Genomic DNA, 18,093 nt, shown 5'->3' on the forward strand with positions numbered 1-18,093 from the left:
TCCAATCAACAAAACTGAAAAACCATGACCGCTCAGCCGTCGCGCTTTTTCTCCAACGGAATTTTCGCCAGTCGCAGACTGGCTCATCCCAGCGCAAAGCGCTCGGCTGAAATTCCGCACAAACCATACACGAACAAGTTGGCAGTAATTTAAGCGAATGATAAGTATTGACTATAAATTAGAAGATGCAGGTTGGGCAATTTCTGAAATTGGTAACGGGAAAGAAATTATAACAATTACTGTTTCTTACTTAAATGATACTCTCAAGCAATTAGCGGAATCAGCAATTAACATCAAAAAAGAAAAATCTAAAAGAGTCATTTTTATGGATGAGCCTGGTGAACATCACTTAGTTTTAAATAGAACATCTGAGAATGAAATTGAGTATGAAGTTTTTTGGTATGATGACTGGACTGATTGGAATGCCATAGAAAATGAAAAATTTGAACGAGTTTTATTTGGAAAAACTAGCATTGTTAATTACGTGAATGAGGTAAGAAAAGTATTAAAGAATATTTGGAATGAATTTGGACCTGAAGAATATCAGCAAAAATGGGTGAATCACGAATTCCCAAAAAACGAGTTAGATTTACTGAATTAAACTACAGCCAACAACGTGTATAGCGTATTGCTTCGAATTTTTCCAGCGGAAAAATTCTCACTTTAATTAACTATATTTATTTCATGGAACAGTTCGTTAGCTCAGCCTCACGTTTTTGTTTTCCAACGCGGAATTTTCGCCAGTCAAGCTGGCTCATCCTAACGCAAAAGCGCTCGGCTGAAATCCCGCAACACACCATACACGAACACGTTGTACACAAGCTCTAAAAAGCCAACCGCACAGTTAAGCACATTTCATTTTTTTCGTGCCTCAAAAAATAAAAAGAGCTTGCCTTTTTCCATTGCCACCGAAATAGGAAATCACAGAATATTTATTATATTAGTCAACCACTGACAAGTCTAAATATTCAAGTCAAATGAAACATTATTTCGGAGAATACATCAGGAATTTAAGAACGGAAAAAGGACTTACTTTAACCCAATTAGGTGCTAAACTTGATTTAGATTCTGCAAATCTTAGCAAAATTGAAAACGGAAAAAGAGAGTTTGATGAAAAAAGACTTGAATTACTAGCTTCTGTTTTCGGTCTCGATATCGAACACTTAAAAACTGAATTTTTTAGTGAAATTTTTGCTAAAAAAATATACGAAACCAATTGCTCTACCGAAGTTCTCAATGTTGCGGAAGAAAAAGTAAGATACTATAGAGAACAAAATGTAAAACAAGGAAAACTTAAACTATAGATGTCTGTAAGAAAAGAACAATTAACTGAATTGGTTCAAAGATACCAAGCCTTCAAAGAAGAGGGACGTCTAGATTTAAGCTCTGAGGAAACTATAAGAACTTGGATTAATGAATTTCTTTCAATCTTTGATTGGGATGTAATGGACACATCGCAAGTGCTTCAAGAGAAAGTTTTATCAAGGGAAGAAAAAGAGAGATTAGAAGAAATTGACTCAACTTCTACTCGACCAGATTACACTTTTAAAATAGGAAATCAAAAACTTACTTTTCTTGATGCTAAAGCAGTTTCAGTTAATATTGAAACAAGTATTTCTTCTGCTTTTCAAATAAAATCTTATGGTTGGTCAATTTCTGGTTCTTGTACATTCTTGACAAATTTCGAAGAATTTGCAATTTATGATTGTACTTATATTCCGAATCGGGAACAGCCAGCGAACTTAGGCAGAACCTATCTAAAAATAGAAGATTATGTTGATAATTTTGATGTTTTAGAAACTCACCTTCTTAAATCTAATATTCTAAACGGAACTCTTGAAAAACTTTATTCAGACACTCTTAAAAATGTAAGTAGTGTTCAAAAATTATCACCTGACTTAGTTTTTGCAGAGGAGCTTTCAAAATTTAGGCTATCACTGGCTACAAATATTGTAGAAAACAATAGCGACCTGATAAGCAATAATGCTGAGCTACTAGCATATCTCACACAAGTAATTATCAATCGTATAATATTTATTAGAATTTGTGAGGCAAGAAGAATTGAAAGAGATGGGTTGTTACTAACCTTTCTGGAAACAGATTTTTGGACTGAATTCAAAAACTCATCTTACAATGATTTTTTCGAACATTATGATGGACCTCTTTTTGATAGAATAAGTGATATCCAAGAACTAGAAATAGACAACGAAATTATTAAGGAATTAATAGATAAACTTTATTATCCTTCACCTTACAGATTTGAAGTTATTCCAACCAAACTTTTAAGTGACATTTATGAAATTTTCTTGTCAAAAAAACTAATAATTGAAGATGGAGAAGTTTCTGAGAAACTAAAACTCGAATATATTAAAACTAATGGAGCAATAAGTACGCCTCAATATTTAGTTCAAGATTTACTAAAGAGAACCATCGTTAAAGAAAGTTTATTAGAAAGAGGACTTGAAAGTATTTCAGACACTAAAATTTTAGATTTTGCTTGCGGTAGTGGCATTTTTCTTATTGAGACTTTCGATTATTTACAAGAAATTTTCATCGATTACTACAAAGAAAATCCATCCGAAGACTTTAGTGATTTCTTTTTTCAGAACTCTGATTTAACAACCCTAACTATTTCTGGAAAAAGGCATCTAATCTCAAATTGTATTTTTGGAGTTGACATTGACCCAGAAGCTGTTGAAGTTGCTCGAATGTCATTATCACTCAAGATTGTTGATAGTTCCGAATTTTATGAAAATTATCAAGAAATTGGAGTTTTTGGTAATCAAATTTTAAATAACGTTGGAAACAATATTAAATGTGGGAACACACTAGTTTCAACCGATATTACTGTAAAATATCCATTAATTGTTTCGGACGAACCGCAACTTTTTAGAACAAATGTTTTTGACTATAATAGTGAGAATGGTTTTTCCGAAATTTTTGATACTAAAGGTGGTTTTGACTATATAGTTGGTAATCCACCTTATGTTGAAGTTAAAAATTATAATGTAGAATATCCTTTTATGCATCAATACATAAAAGAGCAATATGAAACTACAAAAAATGGGAAAATTGATTTAGCAGTAGCATTTGTGGAGCGAGCAATTTCAATTTTAAATGAGAGAGGAAAACTTGGGTTAATTGTTCAAAGGAGATTTTTCAAGACCGATTACGGGAAAAAAATTCGTGAATATATTAGTTCTAGAAACTTGCTTTCTCAGGTTATAGAGTTTGAAAATTCAAATATATTTCCAAATAGGATAACCTATATAGCAACTCTTATTCTTGATAAAGCAAGACCAGAGAATATTTCATTCTTAAAAATTGATTCTGACTTAGAAGAAATCCCTTCTACATTAAGGAGTATTCAACCTTTTGAAAATGATGACACTCAGTTTTCCACAATACCTTCTAGTGGGTTAAATCAAAACCCTTGGAATTTCGAAGATGCTGATTTACTTGCAATAAAAACTTTGCTTTTAGAAAACCACGGAAAATTTGGGGATTTTGCAAAAGTTAAAGTAGGTATTCAAGTTCTTTGGGATAGAGCTTACCATATTAAAGTAACATCAATAAATGATGATGGAACAATTACAGGAAACACGCATCTTGAAGAAGATATTACTATTGAGATAGATGCTTGTCGTCCTTTAATGGTCAATGAAAAATTTTATCCTTTTTGTAATGATGAAACATCGACTTACGTGATTTTCCCTTATGATACGTCATTAGATGAAAACACACCTATTCCATTCTCAGAATTTAACGAACGATTCCCATTAGCTGGTCAATATCTTACTAGATATAAGGATGAAATAACTAGTAATGTAGAAACTTGTGATGGAGAGGAAAATTGGCATCAATTCACAAGAGTTCAAAATCATAAAGCAGTTTACCCTAAAGTCTTACTGCCTATGACCGCAAATGACACATACGCTACAGTAACGCAGAACCCTTTAAATTACTGTGATAATGCTAATATGTTTTTCATTGATATTCCAGAAAAAAGTGAAAATAATTTATTTGCAGTTTCTGGAATAGTTAACTCGACTTTATTTTCTGTTTTAGCTAGGTCAATCGCATTAAGTCAACAGAATGGATATTTTAAGTTTAACAAGCAGTTTATTGAACCAATTCCATTTCCTAAAGAAAATTTCAACACTAATACTGGATTAGTAAGCGAAATTTCGGAAATAGCAATTAGTATTAAACAAACGCAGCAACGATTTAGAAGTTCTTCACCAAGACAAAAGACCACTTTAAAGAATTTGCTTAATACTTATTGGTCTAATCTTGATAATAAAGTCTACGAGTTATACGAATTGACCAATGAACAAATTTCCTTTTTCAATGAAAGAGGAAGAAATATAAACAGGATAGAAATACTTGATAGATTATGATTAATAAAGAAATATCCAAATTTCTAAATGACTTATCTGATAACTTATCAATTGTCAATAAGCTAATTATTGGTACTTATCTTAAATTTAATAACATTGAAATTAAAAACAATAAGTTAATTCTTTCTTGTATACAAGGCAATGATAAGCAAACGGTTGACAATTTTATTGATTTAATAAAACTAAAGAATGGAAAATTTGACTTTGAAGATGTAATTCATTTATTTGAAACTAGTATACCTTCAAAAGATGTCTCTGTAAATGGAGCTGTTTACACACCTAATTATATAAAAGATTACATAGTTAAAGAAACACTTTATAAAATAAAAAATGTTGATTTATCTACTTTAAAAGTAGCAGATATTGCTTGTGGAACAGGAGCATTTTTATATACTGTAGCGCAAGAAATAAAGGCTAAGTCCAACAAAAGTTATTCTGACATTTTCAGCCAAAATATTTACGGTCTTGATATTTCTGATTATACAATTACTCGAGCAAAAATTTTACTCTCGCTCTTAGCTCTTTCTAATGGAGAGGATGAAGAAGAATTTGAGTTTAATTTAATGGTTGGAAATGCTTTAGATTTCAACTGGAATAAAAAAATAAAAGATTTCAATGGTTTCGATATTGTTTTAGGTAATCCACCTTATGTTCGAGCAAAAAATTTAAGCGAACAAACTAAATCGCTTTTATCAAATTGGGAGGTTACAAAGACTGGAAATCCTGATTTGTATATTCCTTTTTTTGAAATAGGTCTTGAATACTTAAAACCAAGCGGTATTCTTGGTTACATAACTGTAAATACTTTTAAGAGGAGTGTTAACGCTAGAAGCCTTAGAGAGTATTTTAAAACTAATCTATTTGACTTAAAAATAATAGATTTTGGTAGTTCACAAATCTTTGCAAACAAGTCTACTTATACCTGTATTGTATTTATTGAAAAACACAAATCAGATGAAGTTAAATACCAAAAAATAACAGCGAAAGATTTTCTAAATAAAAATCTAAAAGACTTTACTCGAATCAATTATAATCTATTAAACACAAAAAAGGGTTGGATTTTAAATAAACCTGATGTTTTAGAGAATATTAAAAAAATAGAAAGTATTGGGATTCCATTAGGAGACAAATACCCAATAAGAAATGGTTTAGCAACATTAAGTAATGATATTTTCATATTTAAGCCTGTTGATGAGGATGAAAATTATTATTACCATCAAAATGGAACACTTCATAAAATTGAAAAAGGAATTTGTCGAGATGTCATTAAACCTAATAGACTAAAGACAGAATCCGAGATTCCTTTATTGAAAGAACAAATAATCTTTCCATATTATCAAGACAATTTTCAAGCAAATAATTTCGACTATAGACCGAATAAAAAAATCGTGTTTGAGGAAGAATACTTCGAAGAAAACTTCCCTGAAGCATACAAGTATTTGAAAGAGAACAAAGTTCAGTTATTAAATAGAGATAAAGGGAAAAAAACGAATTATAAATGGTTTGAATTTGGTAGAACGCAAGCATTGAATGATTCTGGTAAAAAGTTACTATTTCCATATATGGCTGGACAACCTTATTTTGTTTATACAGACCAAGAAGACTTATTACTTTATGCTGGATATGCAGTATATTTTGATTCGGAACGTGAACTAAAAGTATTAAAGCGAATTTTAGAATCTAAAGTGTTTTGGTATTACATTAAAAAAACCAGTAAACCATATTCAGGGAATTATTTTGCTTTAGCTAAAAATTATGTAAAGGATTTTGGAATTTGTAGTTTGAATGAAAATGAGAAGAATTTTTTACTAAATACTGATTCGTCTGAAGAAAGAAATAACTTCCTTTTGGAAAAATATAGAATAAATCCGAAAGTATTAACGGAATAAGCCAACGCTTAAAGCCATACACATTTGCAATTCGCACCAGCCAAAACTCGAACCCAAAATTGCAAAAGAGTATGTCTTTCGCCAACGCTGAATGACAATCTGAACGGAAAAAAGCCAGTGTACAACAACGTATATAAAAAATAGCGGTTTAATCGCTTAATCGAAACAAAATGAATAAATTAAAGGTCAGTTATAATTCGAAAAGTTAGTGCTTAAAATCCGCTACTTTTCATATACAAGACCGTTGTACTGCATTTACGAAATGAAATACCGAACGAATAAATATCTGACTTTAAAAGGCAAAATTGAGGAAATTTCTCTTCCTGACTCTGCTTATGGAGAATGGATAGTTTATGAGAACGATGAACCTAAATTTCACGTAAACATTTTTAATTACGAATCGAAAAGTGACTGTTTGGTAAATGTGATTATGACTGAAAGTAAATCGGAGTTTAAAAGTATTCTGAAGGACATTAATGAACGATTCAAACGGAATTTAACCTTGTCATCCAAAACAAACTTCGGAATTAAATTAAATTCAAAGCTTATTGAATCGGAATTAGATTCTTTACCATTCGAATGGCTTGAGCATTATACCGCATTGATAAAAGCACCTTGGGAAAAATATCCTAACATCAATCCAAGCGATATGTTTTGGAGAATGGGAAAAGGAGAAGATGCCATTTCAATTTTTGCACGATATTACAACTCGCTAAATCGGACTGAAAAGAATGAGTTTGAAAAAGAATTTAAACCGACAGCTGAATGGGCTGACTTTTATGAATAAAAAACGCAGTACAACAATGTATAACCGCAATTACGGCGGATTCGACTACGTCCGAATCCACTCGGAATTGCTAAAGTCTGTACTTAACCAAAATTATCGTATATTTAAACCGTAACTGACGGTTATACGAGACCGTTGCCCACAATATGAAAAAACTGCTCGCAATCATAATTCTGCTTATTTCTAATTTTAGTTTTTGTCAATTAAAATCAGTAATTATTGACAGCGAAACGAAAGCAGTAATTCCTTATGTAAATATTTGGATTGAAAATGAAAATGCTGGAACAACTTCTAACGAAAAAGGTGAATTTTCAATAGATATTACAAATGGTAAATTTTTGATATTATCAAGTTTAGGATACGAAAAAAAGAGAATTGAAATATCAACAATTTCAGAAAGAATAGTTCTAAATCCCAAAATAACAGAACTGAATGAAGTCATCATTAGTTCAACTAAAGAGCAAGAAGAAAGCGTCATTGGAAAGTTTAATGATTTGGATGTTGGATATTATTATGGCTCTTTTGACAAACCTGAAATAAAAGCAAGATATTTTCCTTTTGATTCAAGCTACGTAAAGACACCTTATCTTAAAAAAATTAAATTTAGAATTTACAGTAATATTCGAAATGCAAAATTCAATATTAGACTTTATTCAATTGGAGAAAATGGAGAACCAAAAAATCCTATTTACGAAAAAAACATCATTGGAATTGTAAAAAAAGGAACGAAAAATATCGAGCTTGATTTGTCGGAATTAGATATTATGTTCCCCAAAAACGGAGTTTTTATTAGTTATGAGTGGTTAATTATACCAGAAAATGAATTCAAAGCTTCATTTCCAATAAAAGATTCTAAAAAGCGAATAGAAAAAATAATGTACGAACCTAAAGTTGGATTTTTACCGAGTGAAACAGACGAGAATAGCTGGACTTATAAAAATGGAAAATGGGAAAAAGTTAAGGCATTTGATACGAAAACCAATCACCCAAAAGAATACATAAATAAATTTGGACTTTTAGCAATAGAAATGACATTGACAAATTAAAAAATACTGTGGGCAACAACGTGTATAGCTCATTGCGGCTGAATTCCTAATCGAAATTCATTGCAATTTGCTATCTTTCGGTCACGGCGGAAAATCCTCGCGGATTTCCCGCAACGAGCCATACACAAAACCGTTAGCCACAAGCTAAAAAGCCAGCCGCACAAACAGCACATTTGGTTTTTGCCGACACGAAAGCCAACGCAGAAAAAACCAAAAGAGCTGTTTTTCGCCAAGGCTCGAAAGGAAACTCATTGAAATTTTGTAGCTTTGTAACAATCTGATGAAAATTTTAACTTACATATTAGCCTTCACGGTAATCTTTCTCTCGGTAAAACCAGCGATTGATGCTATTCCGTTTTCGTCAGAAACCCAACAGACTTGCTGTAGCAGTAGTAAGTGTAATCCAATTTCTGACAATCATAATTCAGAAAATCAGAACGAACAAAAAGATAACGGAATGTGTAATCCATTTCAAATTTGTGGCTCTTGCCTTTTGATTTGTGTTAGTACACCTTTTTTTCCAGCGTTACAGACTGATTTTTCAACCGAAGAGTTCTTCGGATACCAATCATTTATAGCTTCTCAATTCATTTCTGACTTTTGGCAACCGCCACAATTTGTTTAACAACACTTTCGACCACAGAAAAGAACCGAAACTTCGGTTCAACTTTTAGTTAAACAATTTAAATTCAGAAAAATGAAATTTTCAAATATTTTCGTTATGGCTATCACATTTATGTTAGCCTCAACAACAGTAACTTTTGCACAATCGACAAAAGAAAAAGTGCAAATTGCGGACACCACAAAAACTTTAACAACCAAAGTTAAAGGCATTACTTGCTCGACAGACCTAAAAATGATTTCGGCAAATGTCGAGAAACTAAAAGGTGTAAGCACTTGCAAAGCAGGAAAAACAGGACCAACAACCACATTTGAAATAGTGTATAATCCAGCTCTGATTACAGAAAAGGAAATACATTCAGCAATTCAAAATACAGGAAGTTGCGAAAATCCTGACGAAAGACCATACAAAATAAAGCAGTAAACAGATTTAAGGCAAAGCGTAATTGAATTACGCTTTGCTTTTCAACTCATTTAAAAAAGAAACAATGAAAAAATATATATTCATTGTTGGTTTGCTGTTTCCGTATGCCTTGTTTGCACAAAGTATTTTAGGAAAGGTAACCAACGAAAAAAACGAACCTCTTGTTGGAGCGAGTGTCTTTTGGGCTAACACAACCATTGGCACAACAACAGGCATTAAAGGCGAGTTTGAACTTACTACAAAGGATATTTCGCCTAAACTTCTGATAGCTAGTTATGTCGGACATATTGCAGACACCATAGAAATAACGAACCAAACATTTGTAGAGTTTAAGTTAGAGCAGTCTCAAGAGCTTGATGAAGTGGTTGTAAAAGGACAACGAGACGGAGTAATTATTTCAAATCTCAATCCAATAAAGACAGAACAGATTACGCAAACCGAATTAGGAAAAGCCGCTTGTTGTGATTTGGCAGGATGCTTTGAAACACAAACAACTGTTCAACCACAAACCACAAACGTCATAACAAATTCAAAAGAGCTTCGTATTCTTGGACTTTCAGGCGTGTACAATCAAGTTTTGATTGATGGTTTTCCAATGATACAGGGCTTGACCTATACATATGGGATTAGCAGTATTCCAGGAACTTTAGTAGATAACATTTACATTTCAAAAGGGGCAAACAGCGTTTTACAAGGTTTTGAGAGTATGAGCGGACAAATAAATGTAGAGACCAAAGAACCTGACAAAACCGACAAACTTTTGCTAAATGCCTATATCAACAGCTTTTCAGAAAAGCATTTGAACGCCAATTATGCAATAAAAAAAGGAAAATGGAGCAACTTGACAGCTCTTCATACGGTGCAACCAGCGAATGAGTTTGACAGGGATAACGACAATTTTCTCGACTTACCAAAACTTACTCGATATATGGTTTCCAATAAACTAAAATATGGAAATGACGCAGATTGGGGTTGGAACAGCCGAATAGGATTGCGATATGTAAACGAACAGCGGATTGGCGGACAAACCAGTTTTAACGAAAACAATGATAAAGGAAGTACAGAAGTTTATGGACAAACGGTAAATATCAATCAGCCCGAAATTTGGACGAAAACAGGCTACCGCTTAAACGACCAACACAATTTTGTTTTATTCGCTTCAAGTTTTTATCAAGACCAAAAATCCTACTTCGGAACTGTAAAGTATAATGCCAACCAGACCAACTTTTATGGAAACCTTCAATATGAATTCAATTACGGCAACAACTCGCTAAAGACAGGGTTTAGCTTTCGTCATTTGAATTTGGATGAAGATATTTCCTTTACAAATAACAACTTGCAAAGAACGTATGCAGGCAATTATTTGCGAAACGAAAACATTGCAGGTGTATTTGCAGAAAATACCTTAAAGTTACTCAACGATAAACTGACTTGGATTGCAGGAATACGAGTTGATAATCACAATCAATTTGGCACAATAGTAACGCCAAGAACACTTTTAAAATATGATATTGCACCAAACACCATTGTACGTGCAAACATTGGAACAGGATGGCGAACGGTCAATTTGTTTAGTGAAAATATTGGTTTATTGGTAAGTTCACGAGACATTGTTTTTTCAGAACAACTTGAACCTGAAAAAGCATTGAATACAGGTATTAATCTTACACAGAAATTCAATGGCGAGAATGTTACAGGTTTTTTTAGTGCGGACTATTACCGAACTGATTTTCAGAACCAAATATTTCCCGATTACGATACAGACCCAACAAAGGCAATCATTGAAAACTTCTCAGGAAAGAGCGTAAGCAATACATTTCAGGCAGAAGTCTATCTAAATTTTTGGCGACAGTTTGAATTTAAAACAGGCTACAGCTTTTTAGATGTTTATCGGGAAATTGACGGACAAAAAGTGCTATTGCCATTCAATCCAAGACATAAAGTAGTAACGACTTTAGGCTACAAACCATTATCCAAAAAGTATCACGTAGATATGAATATCCATTGGTACGGTCAACAACGATTGCCAAATACGCAGAGCAATCCACCAGAATTTCAACGACCTGACTTTTCAGAAAATTATGTGCTTGTAAATGCTCAATTTACATACAACCTGAAAAAGTTTGAATTGTATGCAGGTTGCGAAAACATTTTTGACTTTAGGCAAGAACGACCGATTATAGGTTGGCAAGACCCATTCGGTCAGTTTTTTGACACAAGTTCAGTTTGGGGACCAACTCGCGGGAGAGAATTGTATGTAGGAGTTCGGTTTAGAATTCCGAGTGAATAAGCCAACGCTAAAGCCATACACATTTGCAATTCGCTTCAGCCGACACACAAGCCAAAAATTGCAAAAGAGTATGGCTTTTCCAACGCAGAAAGAAAAAAGCCAGTGGCTAACAATGTGTATAAGCAATAGCGGGTTCTGTGCTATTTTGAAACTAAAAAGTGTAAATTTAAGGTCAGTGTAATTTGACAGTTTTGTGGGTTAAATCCGCTACTGCTCATACACGAGACCGTTGGGCACAATTACGAAAAAACCGTAAATTTGAGAAAAACAAGAAATGAATAACGAAACTTTTGGAATGACTTTCCAATATGCAATTTGCTTGCATTTTGAAATTGAAAATGACATATCTATTAGCCGAATAGATAAAGATTTACTCAAATCATTTATTAAATCCAAAATAATAAACAAAATATTCAGAGGAAAACCAAAACCGATTGAATATTTAACTACTTCTAAAAAGTTTACATCACCATATATCACAAGGTGTCCTCATAATTTTTTACTTGAAAATGAAGAAACTTTTTCAGTAAGAACTTTTAAAGGTAATGGAAAAATGTTTGCACCAAAAGTAGTTGGACAAGCAGGAGATGAAACCTTTAATCACTTTTTTGGAGATTTATACCCTGAAACCATAAACAGAAATAACTTTAAAAATTTCTGTTTAACAAAAATCAACGAAATATTACCAATTGTTGTTGACTACGCATTGGTTAGCGACTACAATTGTTGGTTTTACAGAAAAGATGAACAATTCAGTTATGAAGTTTTAAAAAGAGATGACCTGCCTGAATTAACATACAACTTTTCTGATTTTTCATTTACAAAGCCAACAACAGCAAGTTGGAATGAATCTAATACTGTAAAATTTAAAGGTAAAACAGTTTTAGAACTTCAATTACACAACAACAGAAGTGGTTATAAAATCAGACTTCATCGTGAGAATTTTCCAGAATTATTGAAAAAAGAAAAAGTAATAAATAATTCAATGCTTGGAGATACTGCTGAACTTGCAATATGCAATGTTTTCGAGTTAGACCCAGGAAACGATAATGACAGATTAGTAAATAATTCTGATAAAGAAATTTTAAAATCTTTTATATCACATTATTCAGAAAATAAAAAACAACTTTTTCCTCTTATACCTATCAGATATGGAGGTACAGAAAAAAGAGAAAGAGGAAGTCATAGTAAAAGTGGAGTTGACTTTTATTTAGAAAAAGAAAATACTTTATCAGTTAAAACAAATAAGTCAAAATCTTATAAAGTTTGTCCGCCTGAAATCGGACAACCCTCACCAAAAACATTTGATTTACATTTTTCAAATAAAGGTTGGTACGCAGGAAATATGGATGAAACCAAATTTCGTGAACTTGTAAGAAATACAAATACAGTTTCACTTTTATTGAGAGAATATGTGAAATTCTTAAATGAATGTGATTATTTATTATGGTCACTTTATTTAGATGAGAATAAAATCTCATCTCAAATAATAAATAAATCAGAGTTAGAAGGAATAAATTTCAATCCAGAATATATAGATTACAGCAATGATTTTACAGAAAAAAGTAGTGTAACTATTAAATATGGACTTGACAATAAAATTTCAATTGGAGAGTTTCAAGTCCATTCTGCAAGAAATTCACTAAAATTCAGATTCAATTTTGGAAATCTTTTAAGTTTAAAATAATCTTTGTAGATTTGGACAAAATTGGACAATTATGGACACAACAACAAAAATGCTTCGAATTGAAGATGTTGCAAAAAAACTAAACGTTTCACAAAAATCTGTTAGGCGATATATTCACGCAGGTAAAATAAAATCAAATAAAATTGGTGGAGTACATAGAGTTGAAGAAAGTGAACTTCAATATTTCTTAAACCTTTCAATTTATGAAAATGGTAAAGAAGAAAAAATAGAACCAATTAGAAAAAAATCAACCAAAACAGATATTGTAAATTGGGTTGACATTTCAAATGAATGGGAAAATATCAAATCAAATAACTTTACTTCTGCTGATTTATTTTGTGGTGCTGGAGGAATGGCAAAAGGTTTTGAAATGGCAGGCTTTAATCAAGTTGCAGGTTTAGATTGGTTTAAAGAAGCAGGTATGACCTATCGTCATAATTTTAAACATCCTTTAATAGAAGGGGACATAACAAGTTCTGAAATAAAGAAAAAATTTATTGATACAGTAAAAAAACAACTTAAAGGAAAAGATTTAACCGTTCTGTCAGGTGGCTTTCCTTGTCAAGGCTTTAGTATGTCTGGTAGCAGAATTGTAGAAGACCCAAGAAATTCACTTTACAAAGATATGCTAGAAATTATAAAAGATTTACAACCTCAATTTATAGTTGCCGAAAATGTAAAAGGTTTACGTTCAATGCTAAAAGGAAAAGTTGAAGATAAAATTAAAAAAGATATTAGAGCATTGGGTTATGAAGTTAATGTTACAGTTTTAAATTCAGCCGATTACTATGTTCCTCAAAAAAGAGAAAGAATCATATTTGTTGCAAACAGAATAGGAAAGAAAAATTTTCATCCATCGCCATTACTAGAAGAAGGTTCTTATGTTACAACTAAAGAAGCTATTGAAGACTTAATTAAAGTAAAAGACGACAAAGAAATTAATCACGTAAGAACCAAGCATAAAGATGAAATGAAAAAAAGACTAGCTGCTGTTCCAGAAGGAAAAAGTCTTTATGATAATTATTCCGATTCTTGGAAAAAATGTCCTTGGAATGAAGCCAGTTGCACCATTAAAGAAAATCATGGAGGAGTTAATATTCACCCAATTGAACCAAGAGTAATAACAGTTAGAGAAATGGCTCGTTTACAATCGTTTCCTGATGAATTTATATTTAAAGGCTCTAAAGCGAAACAAATGGTACAAATCGGAAATGCTGTACCACCATTAATGGCAAAAGCTATAGCACTCGGGATTAAGAAAACAATTGAAGAAAAATAACTGTGCCCAACAATGTTTAAAAATAATAGCGGTTTAATTGCTAAAACCAAAGTGAAATATATAAATCAAACGACAGTAACAAACCGAAAAGTTAGTGTATAAAAATCCGCTACTATTCTTATACTAGACCGTTGGTTACAATAGCGGAATTAAATACTAAACGTATAAATCGTGTGAATTCCGAACTTTGAAAACAGCGGAACTTTGCGCAAAAACTGAATTTAATACTCAAAACCAAAACGTAATGCTGAATTGAAAAATGTAAAACGGAATTGTGCGCTGAAACCAACTCGAGCGGAATTAAAAAAAACGTGAATTAACCACTTCTACTCAATCGATTTCCAAAAATTGCAGAATCAAAATGTAGAATTGAATAACTGAACGCAAAACAAAACGCTGAATGAACCTTAAAAAACTGAAATCTTACTGCAACCAACAAAGCATAAATTCAATTGCGATTGAATTTCTTATAAAGAAATTCATTACAATTTACTATCTTTATACATCATTCGGAAAATCGTACCGATTTTCCGCAACTGAAATTTATACACCAACGTTGGCAATAATTATAACATTATAAAAGCATGAAACAATTAACCTTTTTATTTTTAATCCTTAGTGCCATAATTTTTTCTTCGTGCAACGACTCTTCGAAAAAAAGTAAGGACTCAAATGCTTCAGATGAATCGACCAAAATCTATTTTAATGGAGACATCATCACGATGGAAGGAGAAAGTCCACAGTATTTGGAAGCCATAGTAGAAGCTAATGGAAAAATTATTTTTGAAGGAGATCTAAAAACAGCTGAAAACCGGTATAAAAATGCAACAAAATTTGATTTGGAAGGCAAGACGCTCATGCCAGGTTTTATTGAACCTCATTTGCACCCTTCTCTGGCTGCCATCATGCTTCAAAACGAAATCATTGCTCCTTACGATTGGAAATTACCTTCCGGAACTAAAAAAGGTGTCCAGGGGGAGCAAGCCTATCGCAACAGAATTAGCGAATCCATAAAATCAAATGCCATCCCAGATAAACTCTATTTTATCTGGGGGTATCATCAACTCTGGCATGGAGAACTATCGAGAGACCTTCTTAATACAATTGCTGGAAATCAACCTGTTGGAATCATACACCGCTCTTTCCACGAAATTTATTTAAATGATGCTGCGATTACCAAATTAGGCATCAAGGAAGATGATTTTAAAGATAACCCTCAGGTAGAATGGAGTAAAGGCCATTTTTTTGAAGGAGGATGGCTTGCACTAGTCCCCAAGATGGCTCCCATCTTGCTTGAGCCAAACAGCTATCTTAAAGGTCTCAGCACCATGAGTGAATTGGTAAGTCAGAATGGTATCACAACTATTGCAGAACCAGGATTTCCGAGCTCTGATTTCGATGGAGAACTAAAGTTGCTCATGAAGGAAATGGAAAATAATCCTCCCTATGATGTGTATTTGATTCCCAGTGGAACCCAGTTATATGGAATGAAAGGTGGCAATGAAGAAGCCATGGCATTTATGGAGACCTTGGACACTGTAAGGTCTTTTAACCGTTCAAATGTTAAGTTTTTACCCAAACAAGTAAAACTATTTTCAGATGGGGCTATTTATTCTCAACTCATGCAAATGAAAGATGGATATATAGATGGGCATCATGGAGAATGGATGACCCCACTGGATTTATTCGAAGAGCAACTTATGATGTATTGGAACAATGATTATAAAATCCATGTTCACGCCAACGGAGACCTGGGGCAACAAATGGTTATTGACCTGGTAAAAAAGGCGCAGAAAACCAATCCAAGGAAAGACCATCGTCTAACCCTGCATCATATGGGTTATTTCAATGAATCAATGACTCGGGAAATGACTGATCTGGGCATAGAAGCTTCTGTAAATCCATATTATCTTTGGGCACTAGCCGATAAATATTCAGAGTTTGGGCTTGGTTCTGAACGTGCTGAAAATCTTGTAGCACTTAAACTTCTAACAGATCAAAATATTCCACTTTCATTTCATTCAGACTTTTCAATGGCTCCGGTAGAACCATTAACACTTGTCTGGACTGCTGTGAACCGACAAACCTCTCAGGGAAGTAAATTCTCACAAGATCAAAGAATTTCTGTTTTTGATGCTATGAAGGCTATTACTATTGATGCTGCACGAACCTTAAACTTAGAAAATGAAATTGGTTCTTTAAAAGTGAATAAGATTGCCAATTTTACAATTCTAAATGAAAATCCATTTAAAATTGATCCTCTAAAGATTAAAGATATTGGCATTTTCGGGATCGTTTATAAAGGTGATTATTCGATTAGCAAAGAATTCAAACAGACAGAATAAAAAACTATTGCCAACAATGTATAAAAACCATTTAAACGGTTCTTATACAAAACCGTTGGCATCAATTAAAAAAAGTAAAATCAATAATAATGAATCTGACAAAATTACTTTTAATTTTATTTTTACTGGTACTAATTCAATCATGCTCAAACAAAATGAATAAAGTTTTCTGGGTAAGCGGTATAAAAACCGAATGTTCTGCGGGAGCAGGGAAAATGCAATGTTTAAACATTTATAGGGGAGAAGATATAAACAACCCTAATTGGGAAAACTTCTATGCTTCTATAAAAGGCTTTGAATTTGAAGAAGGTTATCTTCAAAAGATTGAGGTCAAGGAAACCCGATTAGATAAAAACGAAGTACCTGCTGACGGCTCTTCTATTAAATACGAACTTATAAAAGTATTGGATAAGCAAAAAGATATTCGCTCAGAACTGAACGGTGATTGGACTTTAGTAAAACTGAACAATGCACCACTTAACAGAATGGTAGCTATACCAACTATCACCATTGAACTCTCTAAAAAAGTATTGGCAGCAAATGGAGGTTGCAATAATTTTACAGGTCAAATAGAGACTCTGACTGCTTCCGAAATATCTTTAGGAACAGTGGCAGGTACTAAAAAAGCGTGCATCAACAAAAATGTTGAACCTGAGTTTCAAAAAACACTTAACTCCATATCGACTTATCAAATACAAGGCGAGACGGTTATATTTTTTGATAAAACGGAAAAGAAAATTCTTGAATTCATAAAAGAAAAGCCAAATAATCCAAATCAAAGACTTCATGATATTTGGGTAACTACAAGAATAAATGGAAACCCCATTAACCGTATGTCACCGATACCGAGAATGGAAATTAACCTAACCGACCTGAAGGTGTTCGGATATGATGGATGCAATCAATACTCAGGAGGGATAAAGAAAGTGACCGAAAACCAAATTGTTTTTGGAAATCTTGCCTCCACCAAGAAAATGTGCCATAAAATGGATACTGCTGAGGCTTTTATCAAAGCAATTAATCAAGTAGCCTTTTATAAATTAGAAGGACTGAATTTGATTTTGATGAATGAAGAAAATGAAGAAGTATTGGCTTTTCTAAAAGGAGATTAAAAAGAAGATAACTGATGCCAACAATGTGCAAAATGCCAACATCCTCCAAACGTCGGTTACTGCATTTGCACAAACCGTTATGGTCACAATCAGCTGAAGCTGACTTGCGTGGCTACGTGCTGCGCACTCCCGCCCCACAAGCAAGTGTGACCATAACGACCTGCTAAACCAAATTGCTAAAACCCTTTCTATTATCTACAGCTCCAGCTGACG

Annotated in this window: 13 protein-coding genes; all 13 read left to right on the forward strand. The window is 32.9% G+C overall.

Annotated elements, in window-relative coordinates:
- The first annotated feature begins 157 nt into the window (after nt 1-157).
- The gene (locus AB9K26_RS00845; protein ID WP_369970647.1) at nt 158-601 is read left to right on the forward strand and encodes a hypothetical protein; all 444 of its coding nucleotides are present in this window, start codon (nt 158-160) and stop codon (nt 599-601) included.
- Nucleotides 602-977: 376 nt separating this feature from the next.
- A complete protein-coding gene (locus AB9K26_RS00850) occupies nt 978-1,304 on the forward strand; it encodes a helix-turn-helix domain-containing protein (RefSeq protein WP_369970648.1) in 327 nt (108 codons plus the stop codon).
- Nucleotides 1,305-4,400: an N-6 DNA methylase gene (locus AB9K26_RS00855; RefSeq protein WP_369970649.1), complete on the forward strand. Its 3,096-nt coding sequence runs from the start codon at nt 1,305-1,307 to the stop codon at nt 4,398-4,400. It begins immediately after the preceding gene.
- A complete protein-coding gene (locus tag AB9K26_RS00860) occupies nt 4,397-6,289 on the forward strand; it encodes a class I SAM-dependent DNA methyltransferase (RefSeq protein ID WP_369970650.1) in 1,893 nt (630 codons plus the stop codon). The genes AB9K26_RS00855 and AB9K26_RS00860 overlap by 4 nt, the downstream gene beginning before the upstream one ends.
- A 262-nt stretch (nt 6,290-6,551) precedes the next feature.
- Nucleotides 6,552-7,076 (forward strand): hypothetical protein, encoded by a 525-nt coding sequence (locus AB9K26_RS00865; protein WP_369970651.1) that lies wholly within the window; start codon nt 6,552-6,554, stop codon nt 7,074-7,076.
- Nucleotides 7,077-7,222: 146 nt separating this feature from the next.
- Complete coding sequence (locus AB9K26_RS00870; protein WP_369970652.1) at nt 7,223-8,122, forward strand: carboxypeptidase-like regulatory domain-containing protein; 900 nt, start codon at nt 7,223-7,225, stop codon at nt 8,120-8,122.
- 280 nt (nt 8,123-8,402) lie between these two features.
- Entirely contained in the window at nt 8,403-8,747 is a 345-nt protein-coding gene (locus AB9K26_RS00875) for a hypothetical protein (protein ID WP_369918433.1), read from the forward strand.
- Between the two features lie 72 nt (nt 8,748-8,819).
- Nucleotides 8,820-9,167 carry a hypothetical protein gene (locus tag AB9K26_RS00880; protein ID WP_138259784.1) on the forward strand — a complete coding sequence of 116 codons (348 nt, stop codon included), beginning with the start codon at nt 8,820-8,822 and terminating at the stop codon, nt 9,165-9,167.
- Nucleotides 9,168-9,231: 64 nt separating this feature from the next.
- On the forward strand, nt 9,232-11,457 hold the full coding sequence (locus tag AB9K26_RS00885; protein WP_369970653.1) for a TonB-dependent receptor domain-containing protein: 2,226 nt from the start codon (nt 9,232-9,234) through the stop codon (nt 11,455-11,457).
- A gap of 274 nt (nt 11,458-11,731) precedes the next feature.
- Entirely contained in the window at nt 11,732-13,144 is a 1,413-nt protein-coding gene (locus AB9K26_RS00890; RefSeq protein WP_369970654.1) for a hypothetical protein, read from the forward strand.
- A 31-nt stretch (nt 13,145-13,175) separates the two neighbouring features.
- Complete coding sequence (locus AB9K26_RS00895) at nt 13,176-14,423, forward strand: DNA cytosine methyltransferase (RefSeq protein WP_369970655.1); 1,248 nt, start codon at nt 13,176-13,178, stop codon at nt 14,421-14,423.
- Nucleotides 14,424-15,007: 584 nt separating this feature from the next.
- Entirely contained in the window at nt 15,008-16,768 is a 1,761-nt protein-coding gene (locus AB9K26_RS00900; RefSeq protein WP_369970656.1) for an amidohydrolase, read from the forward strand.
- A gap of 89 nt (nt 16,769-16,857) precedes the next feature.
- On the forward strand, nt 16,858-17,880 hold the full coding sequence (locus AB9K26_RS00905; protein ID WP_138259770.1) for an META domain-containing protein: 1,023 nt from the start codon (nt 16,858-16,860) through the stop codon (nt 17,878-17,880).
- The last annotated feature ends 213 nt before the right edge of the window (nt 17,881-18,093 follow it).

This window comes from Psychroserpens sp. XS_ASV72 (genome assembly GCF_041224425.1).
Classification (GTDB): domain Bacteria; phylum Bacteroidota; class Bacteroidia; order Flavobacteriales; family Flavobacteriaceae; genus Psychroserpens.